Here is a 25933-nt window from a genome sequence, read left to right on the forward strand (position 1 = left end):
CAGCCCATTGACTCCGCGAACCGCCGTGTTAGGTTCGGGCGGTGCCCGGACAGCGGGAACACCGATTCGCACAACAACCGTTTGCATTCTTCCCGCCGACATATCGAAATCAGGCGGCGCTACGCAACCGGAGGCTGAAGATTGTCTGGTCGTGAGCCCGATGGTGCGATTCTGCCCCTGTCGGCCGCACAGCGTGAGATCTGGTTCGCCGAACAGCGCCTCGATTCGACGAACAGCGTCTACCGGGTCGGGGAGTACGTGCGGATCGACGGCCCGCTCGACACCGCGCTGTTCGAACGGGCGCTGCGGCGGACGGTCGGCGAGGCCGACGCGCTGCACGTCCGGTTCGCCGAGTCCGGCGACGACGCCCGGCAGACCGTACGGCGGGTGACCGACTGGCCGCTGCCGTACGTCGACGTCGGCGGCCGGCCGGATCCGTCGGCGGCGGCCACGGCATGGATGCGCGAGGACATCCGCAGGCCGATGGACCTCGCCTGCGGGCCGCTGTTCCGGCACGCGCTGATCGGGCTCGGGGACGACTGCCACATCTGGTACCACAGTTACCACCACATCGTCATGGACGCGTTCGGCGCCCAGCTCATCGCCCGGCGGGTGGCGGCGGTGTACACCGCGTTCGCCGAGGGGCGGCCGTGCGACCCGTCGCCGTTCGGCTCGCTGCGCCGGCTGGTCCACAGCGACAGCGTCTACCGCTCCTCCGAACAGTTCACCCGGGACCGGGCGTTCTGGAACGGCCGGTTCGCCGACCGGCCGCGGACGCCCCGGCTCGTGGTGCCGTCCCGGAGTACGCCGGCCGAGCTGCTGCGCAGCACCACCCGGCTCGGCCAGGACCGTCTGGAGCGCATCCGGGAGATCACCCGCCGGGCAAGGGTGCCGTGGTCCCAGCTGGCGATCGCGGCGGCCACGGCGTACGTGCACCGGATGACGGGCGCCGATGACGTGGTGGTGGGTCTGCCCGTCGCCGCGCGCACGGATGTCGTGGTGCGCCAGACCCCCGGCATGACCTCCAACGTCCTGCCGCTGCGGGTGCCGGTGCGGCAGGGCCTGAGCGTCGCCGGGCTGCTGCGCGAGGTGAGCGACCGCGTCCGTGACGTGGTGGCACACCAGCGCTACCGGGGCGAGGACGTGCACCGGGACATCGCGCTCCCGGACGCGGCCGCCTCCCGGTACGCGCCGCTGGTCAACGTCATGTCGTTCGACTACGACCTGCGGTTCGGCGCGCATCCCGCGACCGTGCACAACCTGTCCTCGGGCCTGGTGGGCGACCTGGCGATCGCCGTGTGGGACCGGCGGGACGGCTCCGGCCTGCAGATCGACCTGACGGCCCACCCCGAGGTCTGCGACCGCCAGACGCTGACGGCCCATCAGGAACGGTTCGTGTCACTGCTGAACGCGATGACCGAGGCCGACCCGGACTCCCCGGTAGGCCGGATCGATCTGCTGACCGCCGCGGAGCGCCGTGCGCTCCTGCCGCCCCCGGCCGCCGCGGTCCCGGCGCGCCGGGCCACCCTGCCGGAGCTGTTCCAGGCACGGGCGACGGCGGGCCCGGAAGCGACCGCCGTCTCCCTGGGCGGCACCCGGCTGTCCTACGCGGAGCTGAACACCCGGGCCAACCGGCTCGCGCGCCTGCTGATCGCCCGGGGCGCCGGACCGGAGAAGATCGTCGCGGTGGCCCTGCCCCGGTCCGTCGAACTGATCGTCACCCTGCTCGCCGTCACCAAGACGGGCGCGGCCTACCTGCCGCTGGATCCGGCCTATCCGGCCGCCCGGCTGGCGTACATGGTGGGCGACGCCACCCCGGTGCTGGTGGTGACCGACCAGGACACCGCGCCCGCGCTCCCGGACGGCGCGCCCGCGCTCGTCCTGGACGAGGCCGCCACGGCCGGTCTGCTCGCCGCGCAGCCGGCGGCCGACCCCGCCGACGGTGACCGGACCCACCCGCTGACTCCCGAGCATCCCGCGTACGTCATCTACACCTCGGGCTCCACCGGCCGGCCCAAGGGCGTCCTGGTCACCCACCAGAACGTGGTCCGCCTGTTCGACACCACCCGGGAGCGGTTCGCCTTCGACGAGCGGGACGTGTGGACCCTGTTCCACTCCGCCGCGTTCGACTTCTCCACCTGGGAGATCTGGGGGGCGCTGCTGCACGGGAGCCGGCTGGTCGTCGTTCCGTACGACGTCAGCCGTACACCGGCACGGCTGCTGCGGCTGCTGGCCGACGAGGGCGTGACGGTGCTCAACCAGACGCCGTCCGCCTTCTACCAGCTGATGCAGGCCGACCGCGAGGAGCCCGCGCTCGGCGACCGCCTCGCCCTGCGCACGGTCGTCTTCGGCGGTGAGGCGCTGCATCCGGACCGGCTGCGCCCCTGGTACGAGCGCCACCCGGACACCGCGCCGGCGCTGGTCAACATGTACGGGATCACCGAGACCACCGTGCACGTCACCCGGCTGGACCTGGACCGCGACCGGGCGGCCGCCGCGCAGCCGAGCGTCATCGGCACCGGCCTGGACGACCTGCGCACCTATGTCCTGGACGCGGGTCTGCGCCCCGTGCCGCCCGGTGTGCCCGGCGAACTCTACGTGGCCGGCGCCGGACTGGCCCGCGGCTACCTGCGCCGCCCGGGACTGACCGGGCAGCGTTTCGTCGCCGACCCCTACGGGCCGGCCGGCACCCGGATGTACCGCACCGGGGACGTGGCGCGCTGGACCGCCGAAGGGCTGCTGGAGTACCTCGGCCGCTCCGACGACCAGGTGAAGGTCCGCGGGTTCCGCATCGAACCCGGCGAGATCGAGGCGGCCCTGGCCGAGCACGAGGGCATCGCCCAGGTCACCGTGCTGGTGCGCCGGGACCGGCTCGACGACGACCGGCTGGTCGCCTACGTGGTGCCCGCACCGGGTGCCGGAGTGCGGCCGGAGGAGCTGCGGGCGTTCGCCCGTGACCGGCTGCCGGAGCACATGGTCCCGGCCGCCGTGGTCCCCCTCGACCGTCTCCCCCTCACCCCGAACGGCAAGCTGGACCGGGCCGCGCTGCCCGCCCCGGACGGGGCGTCGGCGCGCGACCGTCACCGACCGGCCCGCACCCCGCGCGAGCAGGTCGTGTGCGACCTGTTCGCCGAGGTCCTCGGCGTGGACCGGGTCGGCGCCGACGACAACTTCTTCGACCTCGGCGGCCATTCGGTCCTGGCCACCCGGCTGACCGCCCGGCTGCGCACGGCGTACGGCGTCGAGCTGAGCCTGCGCGCCCTGTTCGAGGCCGCGACGCCCACGGCGCTCGCCCGGCTGCTCGACGACGCGGCGCCGGCCCGCCCGCCACTGACCCGGCGCACCCGCCCGCGGCCGCTGCCGCTGTCGTTCGCGCAGAAGCGGCTGTGGTTCCTGCACCGCCTGGACGGGCCGGACGCCACCTACAACACCCCGTTCGTCCTGCGGCTGTCCGGCCCGCTGGACCGGGCCGCGCTGCGCGCCGCCCTCGGTGACGTCGTGGCCCGGCACGAGAGCCTGCGCACCGTCGTCCGCGAGCGGGACGGCGTCCCGTACCAGGTCGTACTGCCGGACGTCGAGACACCGCTCACCGAGCGCGGCGGCGATTTGGCGGAGCCGGCGGACCAGGTGACCGAAGCGGTGCGCCGCCGGTTCGACCTCGCCGCCGAGCCGCCCCTGCGGGCCGAACTGATCAGCCTCTCGGCCGACGAGCACGTCCTGCTGCTCGTCCTGCACCACATCGCCGCGGACGGCTGGTCGATGGGCCCGCTCTCCCGGGACCTGGCGGCCGCCTACGGCGCCCGCAGCCGGGGCGAGCGGCCCGACCTGCCCGAACTGCCCGTGCAGTACACCGACTACACCCTGTGGCAGCGCGACCTGCTCGGCGACCCCGAGGACGCCGACAGCGTGTTCGCCTCCCAGGTCGCCTACTGGCGGCGGCAGCTGGCCGGACTGCCGGAGTGCCTCGCCCTGCCCACCGACCGCCCGCGGCCCGCCATCGCTTCGCACCGGGGCGACTACCTCGCCGCCGAGATCGACGCGGACCTGCACCGGCGGCTGCTGGAAACGGCACGGGCCGCGAACGCCAGCCTCTTCATGGTGCTCATGGCCGGTCTCGCGGCCCTGCTGTCCCGGCTGGGCGCCGGCACGGACATCCCCGTCGGCACGCCGATCGCCGGGCGCACCGACCAGGCGCTCGACGACCTGGTCGGTCTCTTCGTCAACACCCAGGTGATCCGCACCGACACCGCCGGGGACCCGTCGTTCGCCGAGCTGGTGGCCAGGGTGCGGGAGACCGCGCTGGCCGCCCACGCCCACCAGGACGTGCCGTTCGAGCATCTGGTCGACGTCCTCAGCCCGTCGCGCTCCCTGTCCCACCATCCGCTCTTCCAGGTCGTGCTGGGGCTCCAGAACGCCGGCGACGCCTCCTTCGAGCTGCCCGGCCTCCAGGTGCGCTCGGAGCTGGGCCGCACCGGCACCGCCAAGTTCGACCTGTTCCTCAGCCTCACCGAGGAGCACGACGGCGACGGGCGGCCGGCCGGAATCCACGGGCTCGTCGAGTACGCCGACGACCTGTTCGAACCGGAGTCGGTGCTGACGCTGTGGGACCACTGGGTGCGGCTGCTCGACGCCGCGGTCACCGCCCCCGAGGCTCCCGTCACCGGTATCGACCTGCTGACCCCGCCGCAGCGGGAGCGGATCCTGCGCCACGGCACCGGACCCGGCCTGCCGGTGCCGGATCTCACGCTGCCCGCGCTGTTCGAGGCCCGCGCCGCGGCGGAACCGGACGCGGTGGCGCTGGTCGCCGGGGACACCGAGCTGACCCGCTCGGACCTGAACATCCGGGCGAACCGGCTCGCCCACCTGCTGCGGGCACGCGGCGTCCGGCGGGGCGACGCGGTCGCGCTGCGCCTGGAGCGGTCCGTCGACGCGGTGGTGGCGGTTCTCGCGGTGCTCAAGGCGGGCGCCGCGTACGTCCCCCTCGACCCCCGGCACCCCGTGGCGCGGACCGGGCTGATCGTGCGCGACACCCGGCCCGCGCTGCTGCTCACCAGCACGGGCGCACCCGCGCTCGACGACGTCCCGCGCCTCGAACTCGACGACCCGGCCACGGTCGCCGAGCTGGCGGCCGGACCGGCGGCCGATCCCCGCGTCCCGGCGGCACCCGCCGACGCCGCCTACGTCATGTACACCTCGGGCTCGACGGGCCGGCCCAAGGGGATCGTCGTCACCCACACGAACGTCGCCGCGCTCGCCTTCGACCCCTGCTGGTCGGATGCCGCGCACGACCGGGTGCTGCTCCACTCGCCGTCGGCGTTCGACGCGTCCACCTACGAACTGTGGGTGCCGCTGCTGCGCGGCGGCCGGGTGGTGGTGGCACCGCCCGGCGACCTGGACGTGCCGGCGCTGGCCGCGCTGATCACCGGATCGGGCGTCACCGGTCTGTGGCTGACCGCCGCGCTGTTCGACGTGATGGCCGAGCACGACCCCGGCTGCTTCACGGCGGTCCGGCAGGTGTGGGCGGGCGGCGAGGCGCTGTCCCCGGCCGCGGTCGGCCGGGTGCTGGCCGCGTGCCCGGAGACGGTGGTGGTCAACGGCTACGGCCCCACGGAGACCACCACCTTCGCCACCAGCCACGCCGTGCGCGAACTGGCGCCGGACACCCCGGCCGTGCCCATCGGCCGGCCGCTGGCCGGTACCCGGACCTACGTCCTGGACGCCGGTCTGCGCCCGGTGCCCGAGAGAGTCGTCGGGGAGCTGTACATCGCCGGGTCGGGTCTGGCCCGCGGCTACCTCGGGCAGCCCGCGCTGACCGCGGGGCGGTTCGTCGCCGACCCGTTCGGACCGCCCGGCGCCCGTATGTACCGCACCGGCGACCTGGTGCGCTGGAACGGCGCGGGCGTGCTGGAGTTCGCGGGGCGCTCGGACGACCAGGTCAAGATCCGCGGGTTCCGGATCGAGCCGGGCGAGATCGAGGCGGTGCTCACCGGGCATCCGGATGTGGTCCGCGCCGCCGTGCTGGCCCGCCCGGACCACACCGGCGGTACGCGGCTGGTCGCCTACCCGGTGACGGAGGCCGATCCGGCCGCGCTGCGCGCCTATGCCGCCGAGCGGCTGCCCGACTACATGGTTCCCGCGGCCTTCGTCCCGCTCCCCGCGCTTCCCCTGACCCCCAACGGCAAGGTCGACCGGGCCGCCCTGCCGGAACCCGTCCTGGACGTGACCGACCGCCGGGACCCCGGCACACCCCGGGAGAAACTGCTGTGCGAGCTGTTCTCCCAGGTGCTCGGCCTGGATCCGGTCGGCGCCGACGACGACTTCTTCGCCCTCGGGGGCGACAGCATCCTCTCGATCCGGCTGGTTTCCCAGGCCCGCGCCGTCGGTCTGGACGCCGGCGTGCGGGACGTCTTCGAGCACCGGACGGCCGCGCGCCTGGCGGAGGCCGTCGGGGATCTGACGGCACCGCCCGCGGCCGAGGACGACTCCGGGCCGGACCACGGACCGGTCCCGCCCAGCCCGATCATGTGCTGGCTCCAGGACCGCGGCGGCCCGATCGACCGGTTCTCCCAGTCCCTGCTGCTGCGGACACCCCACCGGCCGGACCGGGAACGGCTCACCGCCGCCGTCGGCGCGCTGACCGACCGGCACGCCGCCCTGCGCGCCCGCCTGGCGGAAGGGCCGGACACGGACCGCTGGGCTCTGGATATCCGCCCCGCGGGCGGCGTCGACCCGGCCGGCCTGGTCCACGTGGTGGACCTGCCGTCCACCGGCCCGGACGGCGCGGCCGACGCCCCTGAGCGCTCCGCCGACGCCCTGCGGGCGGCCGTGGAACGTGAGGCCGAGGCAGCGACGGACCGGCTCTCGCCCCGGGACGGGCGGATGGCCCAGTTCGTCTGGCTGGACGCCGGACCCGGCCGGGAGAGCAGGCTGCTGATGGTGATTCACCACCTCGCGGTCGACGGGGTCTCCTGGCGCATCCTGGTGCCGGACCTGCTGGCCGCGCTGGACGGGACCCCGCCGCCCCCCGTCGGCACGTCCGTGCGCACCTGGTCACGCACCCTGCACACGCGGGCCCGGCAACCCGAGACCCTGGGCGAACTGGGCTGGTGGACGCGGACGGTGAGGGAGCCGGACCCCTTGCTGACCGCACGGGCCCTCGACCGGGCACAGGACGTGACGGGCTCCGCCGCCCGGTTCACCGCCACCCTGCCGCCCGACGTCACCGAACCCCTGCTCACCAGCGTGCCCACCGCGTTCCACGCCGGGGTCCAGGACGTGCTGCTGGCCGCGCTGTCCCTGGCGCTCGGCCATTTCCGCCGCGAGCGGGGCCGCGGTGAGGGCGGCGCCGTCCTCATCGACGTGGAGGGGCACGGCCGCGACGAGGACGACGGCGGCGCCGATCTGTCCCGCACGGTGGGCTGGTTCACCAGCCTGTACCCGGTCCGGCTCGACCCCGGCGCGCATGCCTGGGAGGACGTGACCTCCGGTGCGTCCGCCGCGGGAGCCGCGGTCAAACGGGTCAAGGAGCAGATGCGCGCCGTCCCCGCGCACGGCCGGGGGTTCGGCCTGCTGCGCTACCTGAACCCCGAGACCGCGGCGGAGCTGGCCGGCTCGGCCGTACCCCAGGTCGGCTTCAACTACGTGGGCCGGTTCCCGGCGCCCGGCACCCCGATCGTCCGGGAGCACCCCGAGTGGCGGGTGGCCGACGAGATCGGGCTGGTCGGCGGCGGCGACGCCGCCCTTCCCCTGGCGCACGGCCTGGAGGTCGACGCTGCGGTGCGCGACCACCCGGACGGGCCGCGCCTGACGGCCACCTGGCGGTGGGCGCCCGGGATGTGGCCCGAGGCCGACGCCCGGGCCGTCGCGGAGTACTGGTTCCAGGCCCTGCGCGGCCTGGCACGGCACGGCTCCGAGCAGGGCGGCGGCGGCTTCACCCCGTCCGACTTCCCGCTCGTCGGACTCGCTCAGCACGATGTCGAACAGCTCGAGGACATGTGGAGGACTCGGTAATGAACCGCGGCGATCTGGTCGACATCCTCCCGCTGACACCGATGCAGGAGGGCATGCTCTTCCACGCGCTGTACGACGTGGACGGTCCCGATGTGTACATGGTGCAGCAGGTCTTCGACCTCACGGGTCCGCTGGACGCGCGGCGGCTGAGCAGCGCCGCGCAGGCACTGGTGGCCCGGCATCCCAACCTGCGCGCGGCCTTCCCGCAGGTGACGGACGGTCAGCCGGTGCAGCTGATCCCGGCCGAGGTGACCGTGCCGTGGACCGAGGTGGACCTGAGCGGGCTGCCGGAGGCGCAGGCGCGCACGGAACTGGACCGGCTGAGCCGGGAGGACTACCACCGCCGCTTCGACCTGGCACGGCCCCCGCTGCTGCGGTTCACGCTGGTCCGGCTCGCGGCCGAGCGGCACTGCCTGCTGCTGACCAGCCATCACATCCTGCTGGACGGCTGGTCGACGCCTATCGTGGTGCGGGAGCTGTTCACCCTGTACGCCCGGGGCGGGGACGCCGGCGCACTGCCGAGGGTGACGCCGTTCCGGGACTATCTGGCCTGGCTGGGCCGCCAGGACCGGGCAGCGGCCGAGGAGGCGTGGCGGCGGGAGCTGGCCGGTGTGGACCAGGCGACCAGGCTGGCCCCGGCCGATCCGGCGCGCGTCCCCCGGCTGCCCGAGCGGGTGGTGACCGAGGCGCCGGAGGAGCTCACCGCGGCGCTGCGGGCGCGGGCGCAGGGGCTCGGGGTGACGGTGAACACCCTGCTCCAGGCCGCGTGGGGGCTGGTGCTGAGCCGCACGACCGGGCACCGGGACGTGGTGTTCGGCGCCATCGTCTCCGGCCGTACCCCGCAGCTGCCCGGCGTCGAGTCGATGGTGGGGCTGTTCATCAACATCGTCCCGGTGCGGGTACGGGTCGCGCCGGAGAGGTCGTTGTCGGAACTGGTCGGCGAGGTGCAGCGCGCCCAGTCCGCGCTGACCGCGCACCACCATCTGGGACTGTCGGACATCCAGCGGGCGGCGGGTGTGCCGGAGCTGTTCGACACGATGATGGTGTTCGAGAACTACCCGTGGGACGAGCCCGCCCAGGACGGGGCCCCCGGGCCGGCCACCGAGGTGCGGGTCGCCCCGGCCCTGGAGCGCGGCCGGGACGCCACCCACTATCCGCTCACCCTCGTCGCCGCGCCGGGCCGGCGGCTGTACCTGCGGCTGGACTACCGCGAGGACCTGTTCGACCGGGCGACGGCGCAGGCGCTCCTGGACCGGCTGCGCCTGGTTCTCACCGCTGTCGCCGAGGACCCCGCCACGCTCACCGGCCGGGTCGACGTCACCAGCGCCGAGGAGTGCCGTCTGCTGCTGGAGACCTGGAACGACACCCGGCGCGAGGGACAACTGCCGCTGCTGCCGGAGTGGTTCGAGGCGCAGGTCGCCGCCACGCCGGACGCGCCCGCCGTCCGCTTCGGCGACGAGACCCTGTCGTACGCGGAGCTGAACCGGCGCGCCAACCGGCTCGCGCACGCCCTGATCCGGCGCGGCGTCGGACCGGAGAGCATCGTCGCGCTCGCCCTGCCGCGCTCGCCCGCCCATATCGTCGCGCTGCTGGCCGTCGTCAAGGCGGGCGCCGCCCACCTGCCGCTCGACCCGGACCACCCGGCCGCGCGCATCCGGTACATGCTCTCGGACGCCCGTCCGGCCGTGCTGGTCACCGGCGTCGAAACCCGGTCCGCGATACCGGACGACGACCCGACCCCGCTGCTGGTCCTGGACGATCCCCGCACCGCCGCCCTGATCACGGACGGCCCCGGCACCGATCCCTCCCCCGCCGAGCGGCCGAGGCCGCTGACGCTCGCGAGCCCGGCGTACGTCATCTACACCTCGGGGTCGACGGGCCGGCCGAAGGCGGTGCAGATGACCGGGCTGGGCGTGGCGAACATGCTGCGCTGGCACCACGGCCAGCTCGGCGGCGGCCCCGGCACCCGGACCGCGCAGTTCACCGCGATCAGCTTCGACGTGTCGGTGCAGGAAGTCCTCTCCGCGCTGCTGTTCGGCAAGACGCTGGTGGTGCCCGACGAGGACACCCGCCGCGACCCGCGGCGCTTCGCCGCCTGGCTCGCCGAGCACCGGGTGAACGAGATCTTCGCCCCCAGCACCGTCCTGGAGTCCCTCGCCGAGGCGGCCGGCGAGGCGGGCCTGCGCGTGCCGTCGCTGGGGCAGATCGCGCAGGCCGGTGAGGCGCTCACCCTGAGCCGCCGGATGCGTGACTTCCACGGGCACACCCCGCGCCGTCTGCACAACCACTACGGGCCCACCGAGGCCCAGGTCCTCACCGCCCACACCCTGCCCGACGACCCCGCGGCCTGGCCCGCCACGGCACCGCTGGGCCGGCCCGTCGACAACGTGCGCGTCTACCTCCTGGACCACGCCCTGCGCCCGGTGCCGCCCGGCGCCACCGGCGAGTTGTACACCAACACCCCCGGCCTGGCCCGCGGCTACCTCAACCGGCCCGCCCTGACCGCCCAGCGGTTCGTCGCCGACCCGTACGGCCGGCCCGGCGACCGCATGTACCGCACCGGCGACCTCGCCCGCTGGACGCCCGACGGCCACCTGGAGTTCCTGGGCCGCGCCGACGACCAGCTCAAGGTCCGCGGCTTCCGCATCGAGCCCGGCGAGATCGAGGCGGCCCTGACCGAGCACGCCGACGTGGCGCAGGCCACCGTCCTCGTACGCCAGGAGCAGCCCGGCGACCAGCGGCTGGTCGCCTACGCGGTGCCGGTCGCGGGCCGCGTCCCGGACCCGCACGCCCTGCGGGGCTTCCTGCGCGACCGGCTGCCCGACTACATGGTGCCCGCGGCCGTCGTTCCCCTCCCCGCCCTCCCCCTCACTTCCAACGGCAAGCTCGACCGCGCCGCCCTGCCGGCCCCGGACCTCACCCGGGCCGGCGCGGGCCGTGACCCGCACACCCCGCAGGAGCAGATCCTGTGTGATCTGTTCGCGCAGGTCCTGGGCCTGCCCCGGGTCGGCGCCGACGACGACTTCTTCGACCTGGGCGGCCATTCGCTGCTCGCGACCCGGCTCGCCGCCCGGATCCGCGCCACCTTCGGCGCCGAGCCCGGGGTGCGCGCTGTCTTCGAGGCCCGCACCCCGGCCGGGCTGGCGCAGCGGCTGGACGACAGCGGCCCGGCCCGTCCGGCCCTGACCCGGCGGGACCGTCCGGAGGTGCTGCCGCTGTCGTTCGCCCAGCGGCGGCTGTGGTTCCTGCACCAGTTGGAGGGGCCGAGCGCGACGTACAACATCCCCCTCGCGCTGCGCTTCACCGGGGCTCTCGACCACGCCGCCCTGCGGGCCGCCCTCGGCGACGTCGTCGCCCGCCACGAGAGCCTGCGCACCCTCTTCCCGGAGGCCGGCGGTGTCCCCACCCAGCGCGTCCTCGGCCTCGAGCGGGCCGTCCCGCCGCTGCCTGTCACGCCGGCCACCGAGGAGAGCCTGCCGGGCCTGCTCACCGCGGCGGCCCGGCACGCGTTCCGGCTGGACGGCGAGTGCCCGGTGCGGGCCGAGCTGTTCACGCTCGCGCCCGATGACCATGTGCTGCTCCTGGTGCTGCATCACATCGCCGGGGACGGCTGGTCGCTGAGCCCGCTGGCGGCCGACCTCACCCGCGCCTACGCGGCGCGCGCCGAGGGACGGGAACCCGACTGGCAGCCCCTGCCGGTCCAGTACGCCGACTACACCCTCTGGCAGAACGACCTGCTCGGCGAGCACGACAACGACGACAGCCTGCTCGCCCGGCAGGTCGCCTATTGGCGGGCGACGCTGGAGGGCCTGCCCGAGCAGGTGACGCTGCCGGGCGACCGGCCCCGTCCGGCGGCCGCGTCGTACGCCGGTGACTATGTCGAGGTGGAGCTGGACGCGGACCTGCACCGCGCCCTCGCCGGGCTGGCCCGGCGCAACGGCACCACGGTGTTCATGGTGCTCCAGGCGGGGCTGGCCGCGCTGATGACGCGGATGGGCTGCGGTACGGACATCCCGGTCGGCAGCCCGATCGCCGGACGCACCGACCAGGCCATGGACGATCTGATCGGGTTCTTCGTCAACACCCTGGTGCTGCGCACCGACACCTCCGGCGACCCGACCTTCACCCAGTTGCTGAGGCGGGTGCGGGACACGGCGCTGAACGCGTACGCCCACCAGGACGTGCCGTTCGAGTATCTGGTGGAGGTGCTCAATCCGGCCCGCTCTCTGGCCCATCACCCGTTGTTCCAGGTGATGCTGGCGTTGCAGAACGCGCCGGAGGGCCGGTTCGAGCTGCCGGGTCTGGAGGTCGCCGTCTCCCAGGCACGCACCGGCACCGCCAAGTTCGACCTGTTCTTCAGCCTGGTGGAGCGCAGGACGGAGGACGGGGCGCCGGCCGGCATCGAGGGGGCCGTCGAGTACGCAGGGGATCTGTACGAACCGGCCACGGTGCGCGCCCTGTTCACGCGCTGGCGGCGGCTGCTGACCGCCGTCGCGGACGCCCCGGACCGGCCGATCGCGGACGTCGACGTGCTGACGGCCGCCGAGCGGGATCAGGTGCTGCGCGGGTGGAACGACACCTCGGTGCCGGTCGCGCCGCAGCCGCTGCCGAAGCTGCTGGAGGAGCGGGTGGCGGCGGCGCCCGACGCCGTCGCCGTGGTGGCCGAGGGTGCCACGCTGACGTACCGCGAGCTGGACGAGCGGGCGAACCGGCTGGCCGGGGAGATCCTGGCGCACGGCGGCGGGCCGGGCACAGTGGTCGCCCTGGCGCTGCCGCGCACGGAGGTGCTGCCCGTCGCGCTGCTGGCGGTGCTGCGGACCGGCGCGGCCTATCTGCCGCTCGACACCGAGTACCCGGTGTCCCGGCTGGAGTTCATGCTGCGCGACGCCCGGCCCGCGGTACTGCTGACCACCCAGGCGGCCGGCAAGCTCGTGCCCGGCACCGACGGCCCGGCGCGGATCACGATGGACGATCCGGGGACCGTCGAGGCCCTGAGGGCGCGCCCCGCCGACCCGCCGCGGGTGCACGTCACGCCGCGGCAGCCGGCGTACGTCCTCTACACCTCGGGGTCGACCGGCACCCCCAAGGGCGTGGTCGTCCCGCACGAGGCGCTGGCGAACTTCCTGCAGGCGATGGGGCGGCTGGTGCCGCTCACCCCGCAGGACCGGCTGCTGGCCGTCACCACGGTCTCGTTCGACATCGCCGCCCTGGAGATCTGGCTGCCGCTGCTGCGGGGCGCCCGGGTCGTCCTCGCTCCCCGCGACGTGGTGCGGCAGCCGTCGGCGCTGCTGGAGCGGTTGTCGACACAGGGGATCACCGTCATGCAGGCCACGCCGTCGCTGTGGCAGACCCTCGTGGCGCACGATCCGGCGCCGCTGCGGGGCCTGCGCGTCCTCACCGGCGGTGAGGCGCTGCCCGAGCGGCTGGCGGCGGACCTGGCGGAGTTGGGCGAGGTGCTGAACCTCTACGGGCCGACCGAGACGACCATCTGGTCGACCGCGAGCCGGGAGACGGGGACGCAGCCCCCGCTGATCGGCACGCCGATCGACAACACCGAGGCGTACGTGCTCGACGCGCGTCTGCGGCCGGTGCCGCCCGGTGTCGTCGGGGACCTGTATCTCGCCGGAACCGGTCTGGCCCACGGCTATCTGCGCCGGGCGGGCCTGACGGCCTCCCGCTTCGTGGCCTGCCGGCACGGGGCGCCGGGTGAGCGGATGTACCGCACCGGCGACCTGGCCCGCTGGACCGGCGACGGGCGGCTGGAGTTCGCCGGCCGCGCCGACGACCAGGTCAAGCTGCGCGGCTTCCGGATCGAACTGGGCGAGATCGAACGCGTCCTCGACGGGCAGCCCGGGGTGCGGCAGGCCGCCGTCACCGTGCGCGAGGACCGGCCCGGCGACCGGCGGCTGGTGGCATACGTCGTGCCGGGCGCCTCGCCGCAGGCGCGCGAGGAGGGCGCGGAGCGGCACCAGCTGGAGGACTGGCGGCTGCTGTACGACTCGGTGTACGCGGGGGCCGCCGAGGCGCCGTTCGGCGAGGACTTCGCCAGCTGGGACAGCAGCTACACCGGTGAGCCCATCCCGCTGCCCGAGATGCGGGAGTGGCGGGAGCATACGGTGCGGCGGATCCTCGGCCTCAGGCCGCGCCGGGTGCTGGAACTCGGTGTGGGCACGGGCCTGCTGCTGTCCCGGATCGCGCCGCACTGCGCGGAGTACTGGGGCACCGACTTCTCCGAGCACGTCGTCGGGCAGCTGGGCCGGCACGTGGCGGCCGACGCGGCGCTGCGCGATCGGGTCACCCTGCGGGTCCAGGCGGCGCACGATCCGAGCGGGCTGCCCACCGGACACTTCGACACGATCGTGCTGAACTCCGTCGTCCAGTACTTCCCCGGCGCCGACTACCTGACCGAGGTGCTCACCACCGCGGCCCGCCTGCTGGCGCCCGGCGGCACGCTGTTCGTCGGCGACGTGCGCAACGTGCGGCTGCTGCGGGCGCTGAAGGCCGGCGTCCACGCGCACCGGATGTCCGGACCGCCGGACCTGGCCGCGCTGCGCCGCGAGGTCGAGCACGACCTGATGACGGAGAAGGAACTCCTCGTCGACCCGGACTACTTCACCGCGGTCGCCGAGCGCCTGCCGGACATCGGCGCGGTGGGCGTGTCGCTGAAGGAGGGGTCCTACGACAATGAGCTGAGCCGCTACCGGTACGACGTGACGCTGCACCACCGGAACGCCCCCACGACCGATGTCGGAGACGCCCCGGCGGTGCCCTGGGACGAGCTCGGGGACCTGGCGGCCGTCCGCGCGCATCTCGCCGATCGGCGCCCGGAGCGGCTGCGGCTGACCGGCGTCCCGAACGACCGGGTCGCGGCCGAACTGGCGCTGGCCGAGGCGATGCGCACCGGTGACGGCCCGGTGGTGCCCGCACCCACCGTGGACCTCGCGGATCTGCACCGGCTGGGTGCGGAGCTGGGCTACCGCACGGCGGCGGCCTGGTCGTCGCATCCGCGGCTGATCGACTTCGTGCTGGCCCGCGGGAGCGCCCCGCTCACCGGCACCTGTCCGCCGGTGTCCGCGCCCGGCCCGCGCACCCGGCTGTCGGCTCTGACCAGCGACCCGATGGTGCCGCGCACCAGCGGCACGCTGATGGCGCGGCTGCGCGAACACGCGGAGCGGACGCTGCCGGCCTCCATGGTGCCGAGCGCGTTCGTGCCGCTCAGCGCACTGCCTTTGACCGCCAACGGCAAGCTGAACCGGGCCGCGCTGCCCGCGCCGACGCTGACCGCGGGGGGCACCGGCCGCGATCCGCGCACCCCGCAGGAGCAGATGGTGTGCGACCTGTTCGCGCAGGTCCTGGGGCTGCCCCGGGTGGGTGCCGACGACAGCTTCTTCGAGCTGGGCGGGCACTCGCTGCTCGCCACCCGGCTGATCGCCGCGATCCGCGCCACGTTCGGCGTGGAACTGGCTCTGCGGGCGCTGTTCGAGAACCCCACTCCGGCGGCGGTGGCCGCCCGGGTGGACACCGCGTCCCCGAGCCGGCTGCGGCTCGCCCGCCGGGCCCGGCCCGAGCGGCTGCCGCTGTCGTTCGCCCAGCGCAGGCTGTGGTTCATCCACAAGCTGGAGGGGCCCAGCCCGACGTACAACATCCCGCTGGCGCTGCGCCTGACCGGGTCCCTGGACCGGAGCGCGCTGCGGGCGGCCCTCGCCGACGTGGTGCGGCGCCACGAGAGCCTGCGCACCGTCTTCCCGGAGAGCGGCGGGGTGCCGTGGCAGCGGGTGCTGGACCCGGCGGAGGCGACTGGCGCGGTGGAGGTGGTGGACACGGACCGGGACGGCCTGTCCGCGCTGCTGGACGCGGCTGCCCGCCAGGGCTTCGACCTGTCCGCCGAACCGCCCCTGCGGGCACGCCTGTTCGCACTGTCCGCCGAGGAGCACGTGCTGCTGCTGGTGGTGCACCACATCGCCGGTGACGGCTGGTCGCTGAACCCGCTGGCCCGCGACCTGGCCCGGGCCTACGACGCGCGGTGCCGGGGCGAGGCCCCGTCGTGGGCGGCTCTGCCGGTGCAGTACGCCGACTACACGCTGTGGCAGAACGAGCTGCTCGGCGACCAGGGCGACGCGGACAGCCTCTTCGCCACCCAGCTCGACTACTGGGTGCGGCGCCTGCGCGCCCTGCCGGAGGAGCTGCGGCTGCCCACCGACCGTCCGCGGCCCGCCGTGGCCTCCTACCGGGGCGACTACGTCAGGGTCGGCATCGACGCGGAGCTGCACCGGCGGATCGCGGAACTGGCCCGGGAGTCCGGCGCGACGGTGTTCATGGTGCTCCAGGCCGGGCTCGCGGCGCTGCTGTCCCGGCTGAGCGGCAGCGCGGACATCCCGATCGGCAGCCCGATCGCCGGGCGCACCGACCAGGAACTCGACGACCTGGTGGGCTTCTTCGTCAACACGCTGGTGCTGCGCACCGACACTTCGGGGCGGCCGAGCTTCCGGGAGCTGATAGCCCGGGTACGCGACACCGCGCTGGGCGCGTACGCCCATCAGGACGTGCCGTTCGAGTACCTGGTGGAGAGGCTCAACCCGCCGCGCTCGCTCGGCCGGCACCCGCTGTTCCAGACGATGCTGGCGCTCCAGAACGCGCCGGCCGGTTCCTTCCGGCTGCCCGGGCTGCGCGTCGGCATCGAGCCGGGGCGCACCGGCTCGGCCAAGTTCGACCTGTTCTTCAGCCTGTCGGAGCATCTCGACGACACGGGCGGTGCGCAGGGCATCACCGGTGTCGTCGAGTACGCGAGCGACCTGTACGACGCCGGCACGGTGACCGGCCTGTTCGAACGCTGGGTGCGGCTGCTGACGTCGTTGGTGGCGGCGCCGCACCGGACGATCGGTTCCGCTGATCTGCTCACCGCGGCCGAGAGCCTGCTGCTGGAGCGGCACAACGACACCGACCGGCCCGCGGCCGAGGCCGGACTGCCGGAGCTGTTCGACGCCCGGACTGCCGAGCGCCCCGACGCACCGGCCGTGGTGCACGGCGACCGGGAGATCGGCTACCGCGCGCTGCGCGAGGCCGCCGAGGAGGTCGCGGCGGTGCTGGCGCGCCGCGGTGTGCGCCGGGCCGGCACGGTGGCGCTGCTCATGCCCCGCTCCCCCGGCCTGGTCGCCGCGGTCCTCGGCATCCTCAAGGCGGGCGCCGCCTACGTGCCGCTGGACCCGCGCTACCCGGCGGCCCGGACGCGCATGGTCATGGCCGAGACGGGGGCCCGGGTCCTGGTCACCGACCGCCCACCGGCGCCGGAGTCGCTGCCCGAGGGCACGACGGTCGTCATCGTCGGCACCGATCTCGGTGACGGGTTCGTACCGGAGGAGGAGGCGCCCGTCCCCGCCCCGGCCGGCCGGCCGGGCCCGGACGATCTGGCGTACATCATGTACACCTCCGGCTCCACGGGCAGCCCCAAGGGCATCGGGGTCACCCACCGCAACGTGGCCGAGCTGGCGGCCGACCCGCGCTGGCGCACCGGGGCCCAGCGGCGGGTGCTGCTGCACTCGTCACCGGCGTTCGACGCGGCGACGTACGAGCTGTGGGTGCCGCTGCTCACCGGCGGCACCGTCGTGATCGGCCCGGACGGCGAACTCGACCTGCACGCGCTCGCCGACACGGTCGTGCGGCGGCGGGTCACCGGTCTGTGGCTGACCAGTTCCCTGTTCACCCTGGTCGCCGACAGCATGCCCGAGTGCCTGGCCGGGGTCCGGCAGGTGTGGACGGGCGGCGAGGCTGTGTCGCCGCACGCGGTGCGCACGGTGCTGGCGGCCTGCCCCGGCCTGGTCGTCGTCAACGGGTACGGGCCGACCGAGACGACCACCTTCGCCGCGAGCTGGCCGGTCGAGGCGCTGCCCGCCGACGCCACGTCGGTGCCGATCGGGCGCCCGATGGCCAACACCCGGCTGTACGTGCTGGATCCGGAGCTGCGCCCGGTCCCGCCCGGGGTGGTCGGCGAGCTGTACATCGCCGGCACCGGGCTCGCCCGCGGCTACCTGGGCCGGGCGGAGCCCACCGCGCGGCGGTTCGTCGCGGACCCGTTCGGCAAGCCGGGCGAGCGCATGTACCGGACCGGGGACCTGGTGCGGTGGACGGCGGACGGCGCGCTGGACTACGTGGGGCGCGGCGACGACCAGGTCAAGCTGCGCGGCTTCCGCATCGAGCCGGGAGAGGTGGAGAGCGTGCTGCTGCGCCACCCGGCCGTGGGGCAGGCGGCGGTGCTGGTCCGCGAGGACCGGCCGGCCGACCCGCGCCTGGTGGCGTACGTGGTCGCCGACCCGGAGTCCGCGGACCGTGACGAGACGGCCGAGCAGGACCAGGTGCAGGCGTGGCAGGGGATCTACGAGTCCTTGTACGCCGCGCCGACGGCCGCGTTCGGCGAGGACTTCTCCGGCTGGAACAGCAGCTACGACGCCGCGCCCATCCCCCTGGAGGAGATGCGGGAGTGGCGTCGCGAGACGGTCGCGCGCGTCCGGCGGCTGCGGCCGCGCCGGGTGCTGGAGATCGGTGCCGGTACGGGCCTGCTGCTGTCACGGCTCGCCCCGGACGCGCGGGAGTACTGGGCCACGGACTTCTCCCCGGCGGTCGTCGAGACGCTGCGCGGTCACGTGGCGCGCGATCCGCAGCTGCGCGAGCGGGTGCGGCTGCGGGTCCTGGCCGCCCACGAGAGGGGGGATCTGCCGGAGGGCCACTTCGACACCGTGGTGCTCAACTCGATCGTGCAGTACTTCCCGAGCGCCGGGTATCTGCTGCGGGTGATCGAGTCGGCCCTGCGGCTGCTCGCCCCGGGCGGGGCGCTGTTCCTCGGTGACGTACGCGATCTGCGTCTGCACCGCATGCTCACCTCCGCGGCGCTGGCCCGTAAGGTGCACGACCGGCACGACCGCGCGAGCCTGCGGCGGGCCGTCGAGCGCGCTCTGGTGATGGAGAAGGAACTCCTCGTCGCGCCCGAACTGTTCACCGCGCTGGGCGAGCACGTCGGCGGCCTCGCGGGGGCCTGCGTCGAGGTCAAGCGGGGCACCTTCCACAACGAGCTGACGCGGTACCGCTATGACGTCACGCTCTTCAAGGAGGGCGGCGCGCCGCTCACTTCGGCGCGCGGGTTGCCCGTCGTCGGGTGGGACGACGCGACGGGACCGGCCGGCCTGGAGGAGGCGCTGTGCCGGGTGGGGTCGCCGCTGCGGGTCACAGGGGTGCCGAACCGGCGCCTGGCCGACGACGCGGCCGTCGAGGCCGCGATCCACGAGTACGACCCGGAGGTCTCGGGCGACGCCCCGCCGCTCGCGGCGTTCGACGAGCTGGCCGGCCGCCTCGGGCTCGCCGCGCACGTGACCTGGTCGGCCGACCCCGGCCGTCTGGACGTGGTGTTCACCGAGCCGGAGCCCGCCCGTCCGGTGGTGGATCTGTACCGGCCGCGGTCCCCGCTGGGCACCGGTACGCCGCTGACCCGCTGGGTGCGGGCACCGCTGACCGCGCGGGCGGCGGGCGCGCTGGTGAACAGCGTGCTCGACCACGCCCGGCGGCACCTGCCGGAGTACATGGTGCCCGGCGCCGTGGTGCCGCTCAGCCGGCTGCCGCTGACCCGCAACGGCAAGCTGGACCGCTCGGCGCTGCCCGCCCCGGACCTCGACTCCGCCCTGGACGGCCGTGCTCCGCGGCTGCCGCAGGAGGAGCTGATGTGCGAGCTGTTCGCCGAGGTGCTCGGTCTGCCCCGGGTCCGGATCGACGACGACTTCTTCCAGCTGGGCGGCCATTCGCTGCTGGCGGCCAGGCTCAAGGCCCGGATCCGCGCGGCCTTCGGCGTGGACGTGGGGATGCGCGCGCTGTTCGAGACGCCGACCCCGTCCGGCATGGCGGAACGCCTCCGGACCGGCGCCCCGGGCGACGGCTACGAGGTGCTGCTGCCGCTGCGCCCGCGGGGTGAGCGAGAGGCGCTGTTCTGTGTGCATCCCGGCGGCGGCATCAGCTGGTCGTACGCCGGTCTGCTGAGGCATCTCGGCCCCGAGCGGCCGGTCTACGCGCTCCAGGCGCGCGGTCTGGGCCGGCCGGAACCCCGCCCGGACACGCTGGAGGCGATGGCGGCCGACTACGCCGACGAGATCCAGGGGGTCCAGCCCACCGGCCCCTACCACCTGCTCGGCTGGTCGTTCGGCGGAGTGGCGGCCTACGCGGTGGCCGTGGAGTTGCAGCGGCGCGGGGAGCGGGTGGGGGTGCTCGCCGTCGTGGACGCCTGCCCGGGCTGGAAGGGGCTGACCCATGACGACGTGCCCGAGCTGGACGAGGAGGATCTGCACGAGCACCTCGTCTACCTCGTGGGGCTCGTCGACGAGTCGTTCGCGCTCGGCGCTGAGGAACGGCTGACGTTCGAGCGCACCAAGGAGATCCTGCGGCAGCGGGGCAGCGCGCTGGCGAACCTCGGGGAGGAGCAGCTGCGGTCGATCATGGAGATCTCCGCCAACAACACGCGGCTGCTCATCGACTACCGGCCCGAGCGCCTGACCGGCGATCTGCTGCTGCTGACCGCCTCCGACCAGCAGGACCCGGCGGAGACACACGGCGCGTGGACGCCCTGGGTGGCGGGGCGCATCGAGCGGCACGGACTGCCGGGCGAGCACGGCACCCTGCTGAACCGGGAGGCCTCGCTGGAGGCGATCGGCCGGCTGGTCGGGGAGAAACTCGCCGCCCACACCGACGGCCGGGAGTGACCGGTGGCGTCCCGCGGGCCTGCGCCGGTAGCTCCTTATGCCGTAAAGTGTTGCGGGCAAGAGGGTCGGGGGAGACGTCATGGCCGGGGCGGCGGCACCGGACGGGCGGCGCCCCCCTCACCATCCGCCCCGATCGCGCGAAGGAATCCATGAACAGCTTGCCGATCTGGCTCCTGCATGTCAGCCGGACAGAGCAGATCACCCCCCACATGGCACGCGTCACTCTCACCGGCGACGACATCCGGGGCTTTTCCCTCACGGAACCCGACCAACAGGTCAAGCTCTACTTCCCGCGCCCCGGACAGTCCCGGCCGGCCCTGCCGGAAGTCACCGAGACCACCGAGCTCATGTCGTGGTACCAGGCCTTCAGCGCCATCCCCGAGGACGAGCGGCCGTGGATGCGCAGCTACACGATCCGCGCGCACGACCCGGCCACGAACTCCCTCACCTTCGACTTCGTCCTGCACCGGCACGCCGGACCGGCCACGCGGTGGGCGATGGACGCCAAGGAGGGCGACTGCCTGGGCGTGTTCGGGCCCAGCGACTACTTCGCGCGCCCCAAGCCACTGTCCGCCTCGCTCGCGGAGGCAGACTGGGTGCTGCTGGCCGGTGACGACACCGCCGTCCCCGGGATGGCGACGATCATCGAGAGCCTGCCGGCCGGCAAGCGGGCGCTGGCGTTCGTCGAGGTCCAGGAGGCGGCCGACGAGCAGCCCTTGCGCACCGAGGCCGATCTGACCACGACATGGCTGCACCGAGGCGTGACCGAGCCGGGACACAGCGAGGCGCTGGCCGACGCACTGCGGTCCGCCACGCTGCCCGACGGCGAAGGGTTCGCCTGGATCGCCGGCGAGGCCGGTCTGGTGCGGCGGATGCGGCGGCATCTGGTGGACGACCGCGGCATGGCCAAGAGCCGGATCGAGTTCTCCGGCTGCTGGCGCCTGAAGCTCACCCAGGACGACGCCCCCACCGCGGAGGACCTCGCCGAGGCACAGGAGCGCCTGGCGGAGGCGCAGGCCCAGGCCTCCTGACCCGCCGCTCCCCGACCGGGACGCGCCGCTCGCCGGTGCGTCCCGGTCATTGGTTTGCCGTGCCGTCAAGACCGCGGATCCCTATTCAGTCAAAACGATTCTCCTCACGCAGGTGAGCGAAATTTCTTGCTACGCTCACCCCCGTTGTCGGTACTGACCCGATAATATGTACGTGGCATAGCCAGTTGGTGTCGCCGCCCGGGTGGCGACGCGGTTTCCCGACCGGTTTGCCTCGTCAAGATTTCAACGGGGGTGTTTCCTTTGGTGTTGATCATCGCGGGATATCAGATTCAGCCGAGATATCGCAGCCTTTAGCGCAGCGCAGCGGCGGGCTCGGACCTCCCCGCCCCCATCATCGACTGCCATCGCGAAGACCACCCCTTCACGCCGAACGTCCCTTCTTCGCGTTCGGCTGCTCCGGCGCACGGCCGCGGTCGGCATCCAGCACCCACCCGACGCTTTGTCGCGCCCGTCGCCCGAATCACCTCAACCACGCGGCTTCTGTACCCCCAGAGGCATGCCAACGCCGGAAGAGAGGTTCGTATGCAGCACTCCGTGGACCGCGCTCAGCGGAACCGCCCGCGTACCAGCGCGCCCCTTCGGAGGAACAGAACCGACGGAGAGCGGCAAGGCAAGGACATCCTCACGACACGCGTCGGACTGAGGATCCCCGAGGCCCTCACCTTCGAGAGATGGCAGAACGTCGGTTCGCAGATCTCACGCATCGTCGACTCCTCGTCGTGGTGCCTCGGCGACTGGCTGGTGTACGGACAGGAGGAGTTCTCGGACCGGTATCTGCGAGCGATCGAAGCCTGTGGTCTCGACTACCAGACACTGCGCAACTACGCGTGGGTGGCCCGCAAGTTCGAACTGAGCCGCCGCCGCGAGACGCTGAGCTTCCAGCATCACGCCGAGGTGAGTTCCCTGCCGCCCTGCGAGCAGGACAAGTGGCTGGACCTGGCCGACGAGTTCAACTGGTCACGCAACGAACTACGCCGCAACATACGCTCCCACCGCCAGCGTGACGGCAAGAGCGAACCACCTGAGGACTGTCTGCCGAAGCTCAGCGCCCCGGCCGAGCGTGTGCAGCGGTGGCGCAAGGCCGCCGAACTCTCCGGTGACAAGTTCGAGCAGTGGGTGCTCCGGGCTCTCGACGAGGCGGCTCTGGCCAGCCTTCCCGGGTGACACGGGGGCGGGTGAGGCAGGCGCCTCACCCGCCGTGTCTTCCCTACTTCCACGCGCGCAGCACTCCGTGCGGCGTCCACGTCTCGCCCGGCAGCCGTTCGACCCGCTGGAACCCGGCGACACGCAGCCAGTCCTCGTACTGCCCCCAGTGGTACAGGATGCTGTCCGGCGCCGGCAGCGTGGCGAAGTAGACGTTGTCGAGCGCGGCGTACAGCGGCCCGTCCCCGGTGTCCTCGGAGAACGCGTTGAAGATGAGCACCTGCCCGCCCGGTGGCAGGCAGTCGAACGCCTTGCGCAGCAGGGCCGCGTTCTGCTCGGGCGACCAGATGACGAGCTGGTTGGCGAACAGCACGCAGTCGTGGCCCGTCGGGAAGTCGTCGGCGAAGATGTCACCCGCCCGCACGGAGATCCGGTCACCCAGTCCGCGCTCGGCGATCCTGCGCTCGGCGATGCCGAGGGCCCCGGGCATGTCGACCACCGTGAAGGACGTCCCCGGGTTCGCCTCCGCCAGCGCGATCGCGTTCACCCCGTCGCCGCCACCGACGTCCAGCACCCGGGACACCCCGCCCAGTTCGGCCCGGTCCACCAGGACCGGGTTGGACAGCCGCGACCACGAGCGCATGCAGCGGTAGAACAGCGCCTCCAGTTCCGGCTGTGACGCCAGCCGGTGGTACAGGTCGTCGCCCTCGCCCGGGATACGGCGCAGGCCGACGTTGGTGTTCTGCCGCAACGCCTCCACCAGGTCGGCGGCGGCCGGCATGGCGATCCGCTCCTCGAACCGCACGATGTCCTCGATGATGCTCCACGTGCCGTCCGAGATCATCGAGTCGATCAGCTCGGCGTTGCCGTAGCGGTGGCTGCGGCGGACGGTCAGACCGAGCGAGGTCGTGCCCAGCAGCAGGATCTGCGCCGCCCGCGGTTCCAGCTTCAGACCGGCGCACACCTGCTCCGCGGTCAGCGGCCCCTCCTCGGACAACCGCGTGAACAGGCCTAGTTCGCACCCGGCGTGCAGCAGGTGGAAGGCGGAGGCGCCGAAGAGGATCCGGGTCAGGTCTTCGTGGTCCACGGGACCGGCCATGGCCATGATGGGCTCCCTGGTGGGGTAGGTGATCGATGAGGTGACAGCGGGGGCGGGCAGCCGGGGCGGCCCTACAGGAGTGACCGCACGGACCACAGTTCCGGGAAGAACCGGTGGCCGGCGATGCGCTCCAGCCACGACACGCCGTCGGTGCCGCCCGTGCCGGGTTTGCCCCCGAGCACGCGCTGCACCACCGTCAGGTGCGTGTAACGCCATCGGGCGAAGGAGTCGGCGACATCGGTCAGCGCCTCGCCGAGGAGGAACAGCGAGCCGTGACCGGCGCCGTTGTCGTACACCTCGCGCCACGCCCGCTCGACACTGTCGTGGGGTTCGTACGGCGCCTCGCACGGGCGCGTCAGCACGGCGTCCGCGACCGGGAGACCGCGCCGGCGGAGCAGGGCCAGTACGGCGTCGTACAGGCTCGGCTCACGCAGCTGCCCGGCCACCGTTTCATGACTCGACGCGTCGCGATGCGGCCCGACCATCCGCGGGTCCTTGTTCCCCAGCAGGAATTCCAGTCTCCGGTACGAGGCGGACTGAAAACCCGAGGCCGTGCCCAGGACCTCACGGAACTCGGCGAATTCCCCCGGCGTCATCGCACTGAAGAAGTCCCACGACGACAACGCCACCTGCTGCACCCGAGCGGACCGGCGCAAGACCCACAGCGCGGCGTCCACGTCGTCGTCGGCCAGCCGGTCACGAGCCGTCGTGAATTCGGTGTGCAGCAGTTTGAAGAGGAGTTCCATGACCTGGCTCATGATGATGAAACCGGGCTCGGTGGCCGCCGACGTACGGGGATGCTGCAACGCCAGAAGGGCGTCCATCTCCGCGTACTCGGCGTACGCCGTCGGGGGCGCGTCCACCGCGCCGCCGTATGGGCAGCGCGTCGCCACCGCGCCGTCCCGCTCGTCACCCGGTCGCGCGGCGGTCATCCGGCGTCCCTCCGGGTCCGTGCAGCGTCAGGGCCTTGCGGTACAGCGTCGTGAGCAGCGGGCCGATACCGGCCGGCCTGGACCGGTACCGCTCGCCGAAACGGCGGTGGTACTGGGCGAACCAGTCCGCCCGTTCGCCCAGGAAGAGGATGTCGTGCACCGCCATGGCCCGCACCGCGACCAGCGGAACGGGTGCCCGGCTGACCTTGAAGGCCGGGTTGCGGGCCGCGGGTTCGTCGCAGTTTGGATGGAACTGGCCGATCATCAGGCCGCGTTCCACGCTCTCGGTCTTGACCTGCGCGTGCGCCTCGTCGAGCAGCGCGAACGTCTCGGGCGGCAGGTCCGGCAGGACGATGAGCAGCGACCGCAGCGTCGGGTTCGACGCCCGCCGGCCGAACTGCTCGAACTCGTCCAGCCCGCAGCGGATGACCTCTTTGAGCAGCGGGAGGCTGGCGGCGGGGCCCACCAGCCGCACCGTTGTCTCGACCGCGTCGACCCGTCGGGCGGGCGCCACGAACGGACACACCGCGCCGGACCTGCCGAGCTGCTCGTGGGGCTGGGTGATATAGGAATTCAGCCATTCGTCGACGCTGTCGAGGGCTTTCCCGACGTCGACTGCCAACACATCGATTGACATTGTTGTCGATTTCCCCTCCGACGGCACCATCAGGAAATGAACGCAGGCGTTCGCCGACGTGTCCGGCACCCACTTATTGGCTCGCAAAAACCATATCGGCGGCCGGAATGGCGAATCAAGGCAGCAGCGTCCGGGTACGCCCCGGGCCTGTCGGGCGGAAATGCGGTGGGTGTCCCGCCGGCGGGACAGGGAATACATCGGCCGCAATCATGGAAATGCGGTGCCCACCGTGCCCCGAATCTCCTCGGAGAACACGTCGCCGACCGTGAACTGCCCGCCGTCCGTGCCGACGAACTACCCGGCGATCACTTCTTCCTGAATCCCGC

At 73.4% G+C, this 25933-nt stretch carries 7 protein-coding genes; 4 read left to right on the forward strand and 3 right to left on the reverse strand.

All coding sequences use genetic code 11. The features are described from left to right. Positions 1 to 141 precede the first annotated feature (141 nt). From IO24_RS0134680 to IO24_RS0134695, 4 genes are all read left to right on the forward strand, one after another. Positions 142 to 8010: a non-ribosomal peptide synthetase gene (locus IO24_RS0134680; protein WP_051905992.1), complete on the forward strand. Its 7869-nt coding sequence runs from the start codon at positions 142 to 144 to the stop codon at positions 8008 to 8010. Next, entirely contained in the window at positions 8010 to 20744 is a 12735-nt protein-coding gene (locus IO24_RS0134685) for a non-ribosomal peptide synthetase (protein WP_051905993.1), read from the forward strand. The genes IO24_RS0134680 and IO24_RS0134685 overlap by 1 nt, the downstream gene beginning before the upstream one ends. 149 nt (positions 20745 to 20893) lie before the next feature. Continuing rightward, the gene (locus IO24_RS0134690; RefSeq protein ID WP_031142904.1) at positions 20894 to 21775 is read left to right on the forward strand and encodes a siderophore-interacting protein; all 882 of its coding nucleotides are present in this window, start codon (positions 20894 to 20896) and stop codon (positions 21773 to 21775) included. A 543-nt stretch (positions 21776 to 22318) separates the two neighbouring features. Next, positions 22319 to 22960: an LmbU family transcriptional regulator gene (locus IO24_RS0134695; protein ID WP_167551649.1), complete on the forward strand. Its 642-nt coding sequence runs from the start codon at positions 22319 to 22321 to the stop codon at positions 22958 to 22960. 43 nt (positions 22961 to 23003) lie between these two features. On the opposite strand, the gene IO24_RS0134700 is transcribed toward IO24_RS0134695, so the two are convergent. The 3 genes from IO24_RS0134700 to IO24_RS0134710 form a co-directional block, all read right to left on the reverse strand. Further along, positions 23004 to 24044 carry a methyltransferase gene (locus IO24_RS0134700; protein ID WP_031142908.1) on the reverse strand — a complete coding sequence of 347 codons (1041 nt, stop codon included), beginning with the start codon at positions 24042 to 24044 and terminating at the stop codon, positions 23004 to 23006. 65 nt (positions 24045 to 24109) lie between these two features. After that, complete coding sequence (locus tag IO24_RS0134705) at positions 24110 to 24970, reverse strand: tryptophan 2,3-dioxygenase (protein ID WP_078899479.1); 861 nt, start codon at positions 24968 to 24970, stop codon at positions 24110 to 24112. Continuing rightward, positions 24948 to 25676 (reverse strand): DUF6875 domain-containing protein, encoded by a 729-nt coding sequence (locus IO24_RS0134710; RefSeq protein ID WP_157851303.1) that lies wholly within the window; start codon positions 25674 to 25676, stop codon positions 24948 to 24950. Before IO24_RS0134710 ends, IO24_RS0134705 begins: the two co-directional genes overlap by 23 nt. Between the last annotated feature and the right edge of the window lie 257 nt (positions 25677 to 25933).

The sequence above is a fragment of the Streptomyces flavovariabilis genome, from assembly GCF_000725785.1.
GTDB classification, from domain to species: domain Bacteria; phylum Actinomycetota; class Actinomycetes; order Streptomycetales; family Streptomycetaceae; genus Streptomyces; species Streptomyces hawaiiensis.

Excerpts from the sequence above, each read along its gene's own strand:
- IO24_RS0134685 (WP_051905993.1), top strand. The coding sequence starts at position 8,010 with ATGAACCGCGGCGATCTGGTCGACATCCTCCCGCTGACACCGATGCAG.
- IO24_RS0134690 (WP_031142904.1), top strand. The coding sequence starts at position 20,894 with ATGAACAGCTTGCCGATCTGGCTCCTGCATGTCAGCCGGACAGAGCAG.
- IO24_RS0134695 (WP_167551649.1), top strand. The coding sequence starts at position 22,319 with ATGCAGCACTCCGTGGACCGCGCTCAGCGGAACCGCCCGCGTACCAGC.
- IO24_RS0134700 (WP_031142908.1), bottom strand. The coding sequence starts at position 24,044 with ATGGCCATGGCCGGTCCCGTGGACCACGAAGACCTGACCCGGATCCTC.
- IO24_RS0134705 (WP_078899479.1), bottom strand. The coding sequence starts at position 24,970 with ATGACCGCCGCGCGACCGGGTGACGAGCGGGACGGCGCGGTGGCGACG.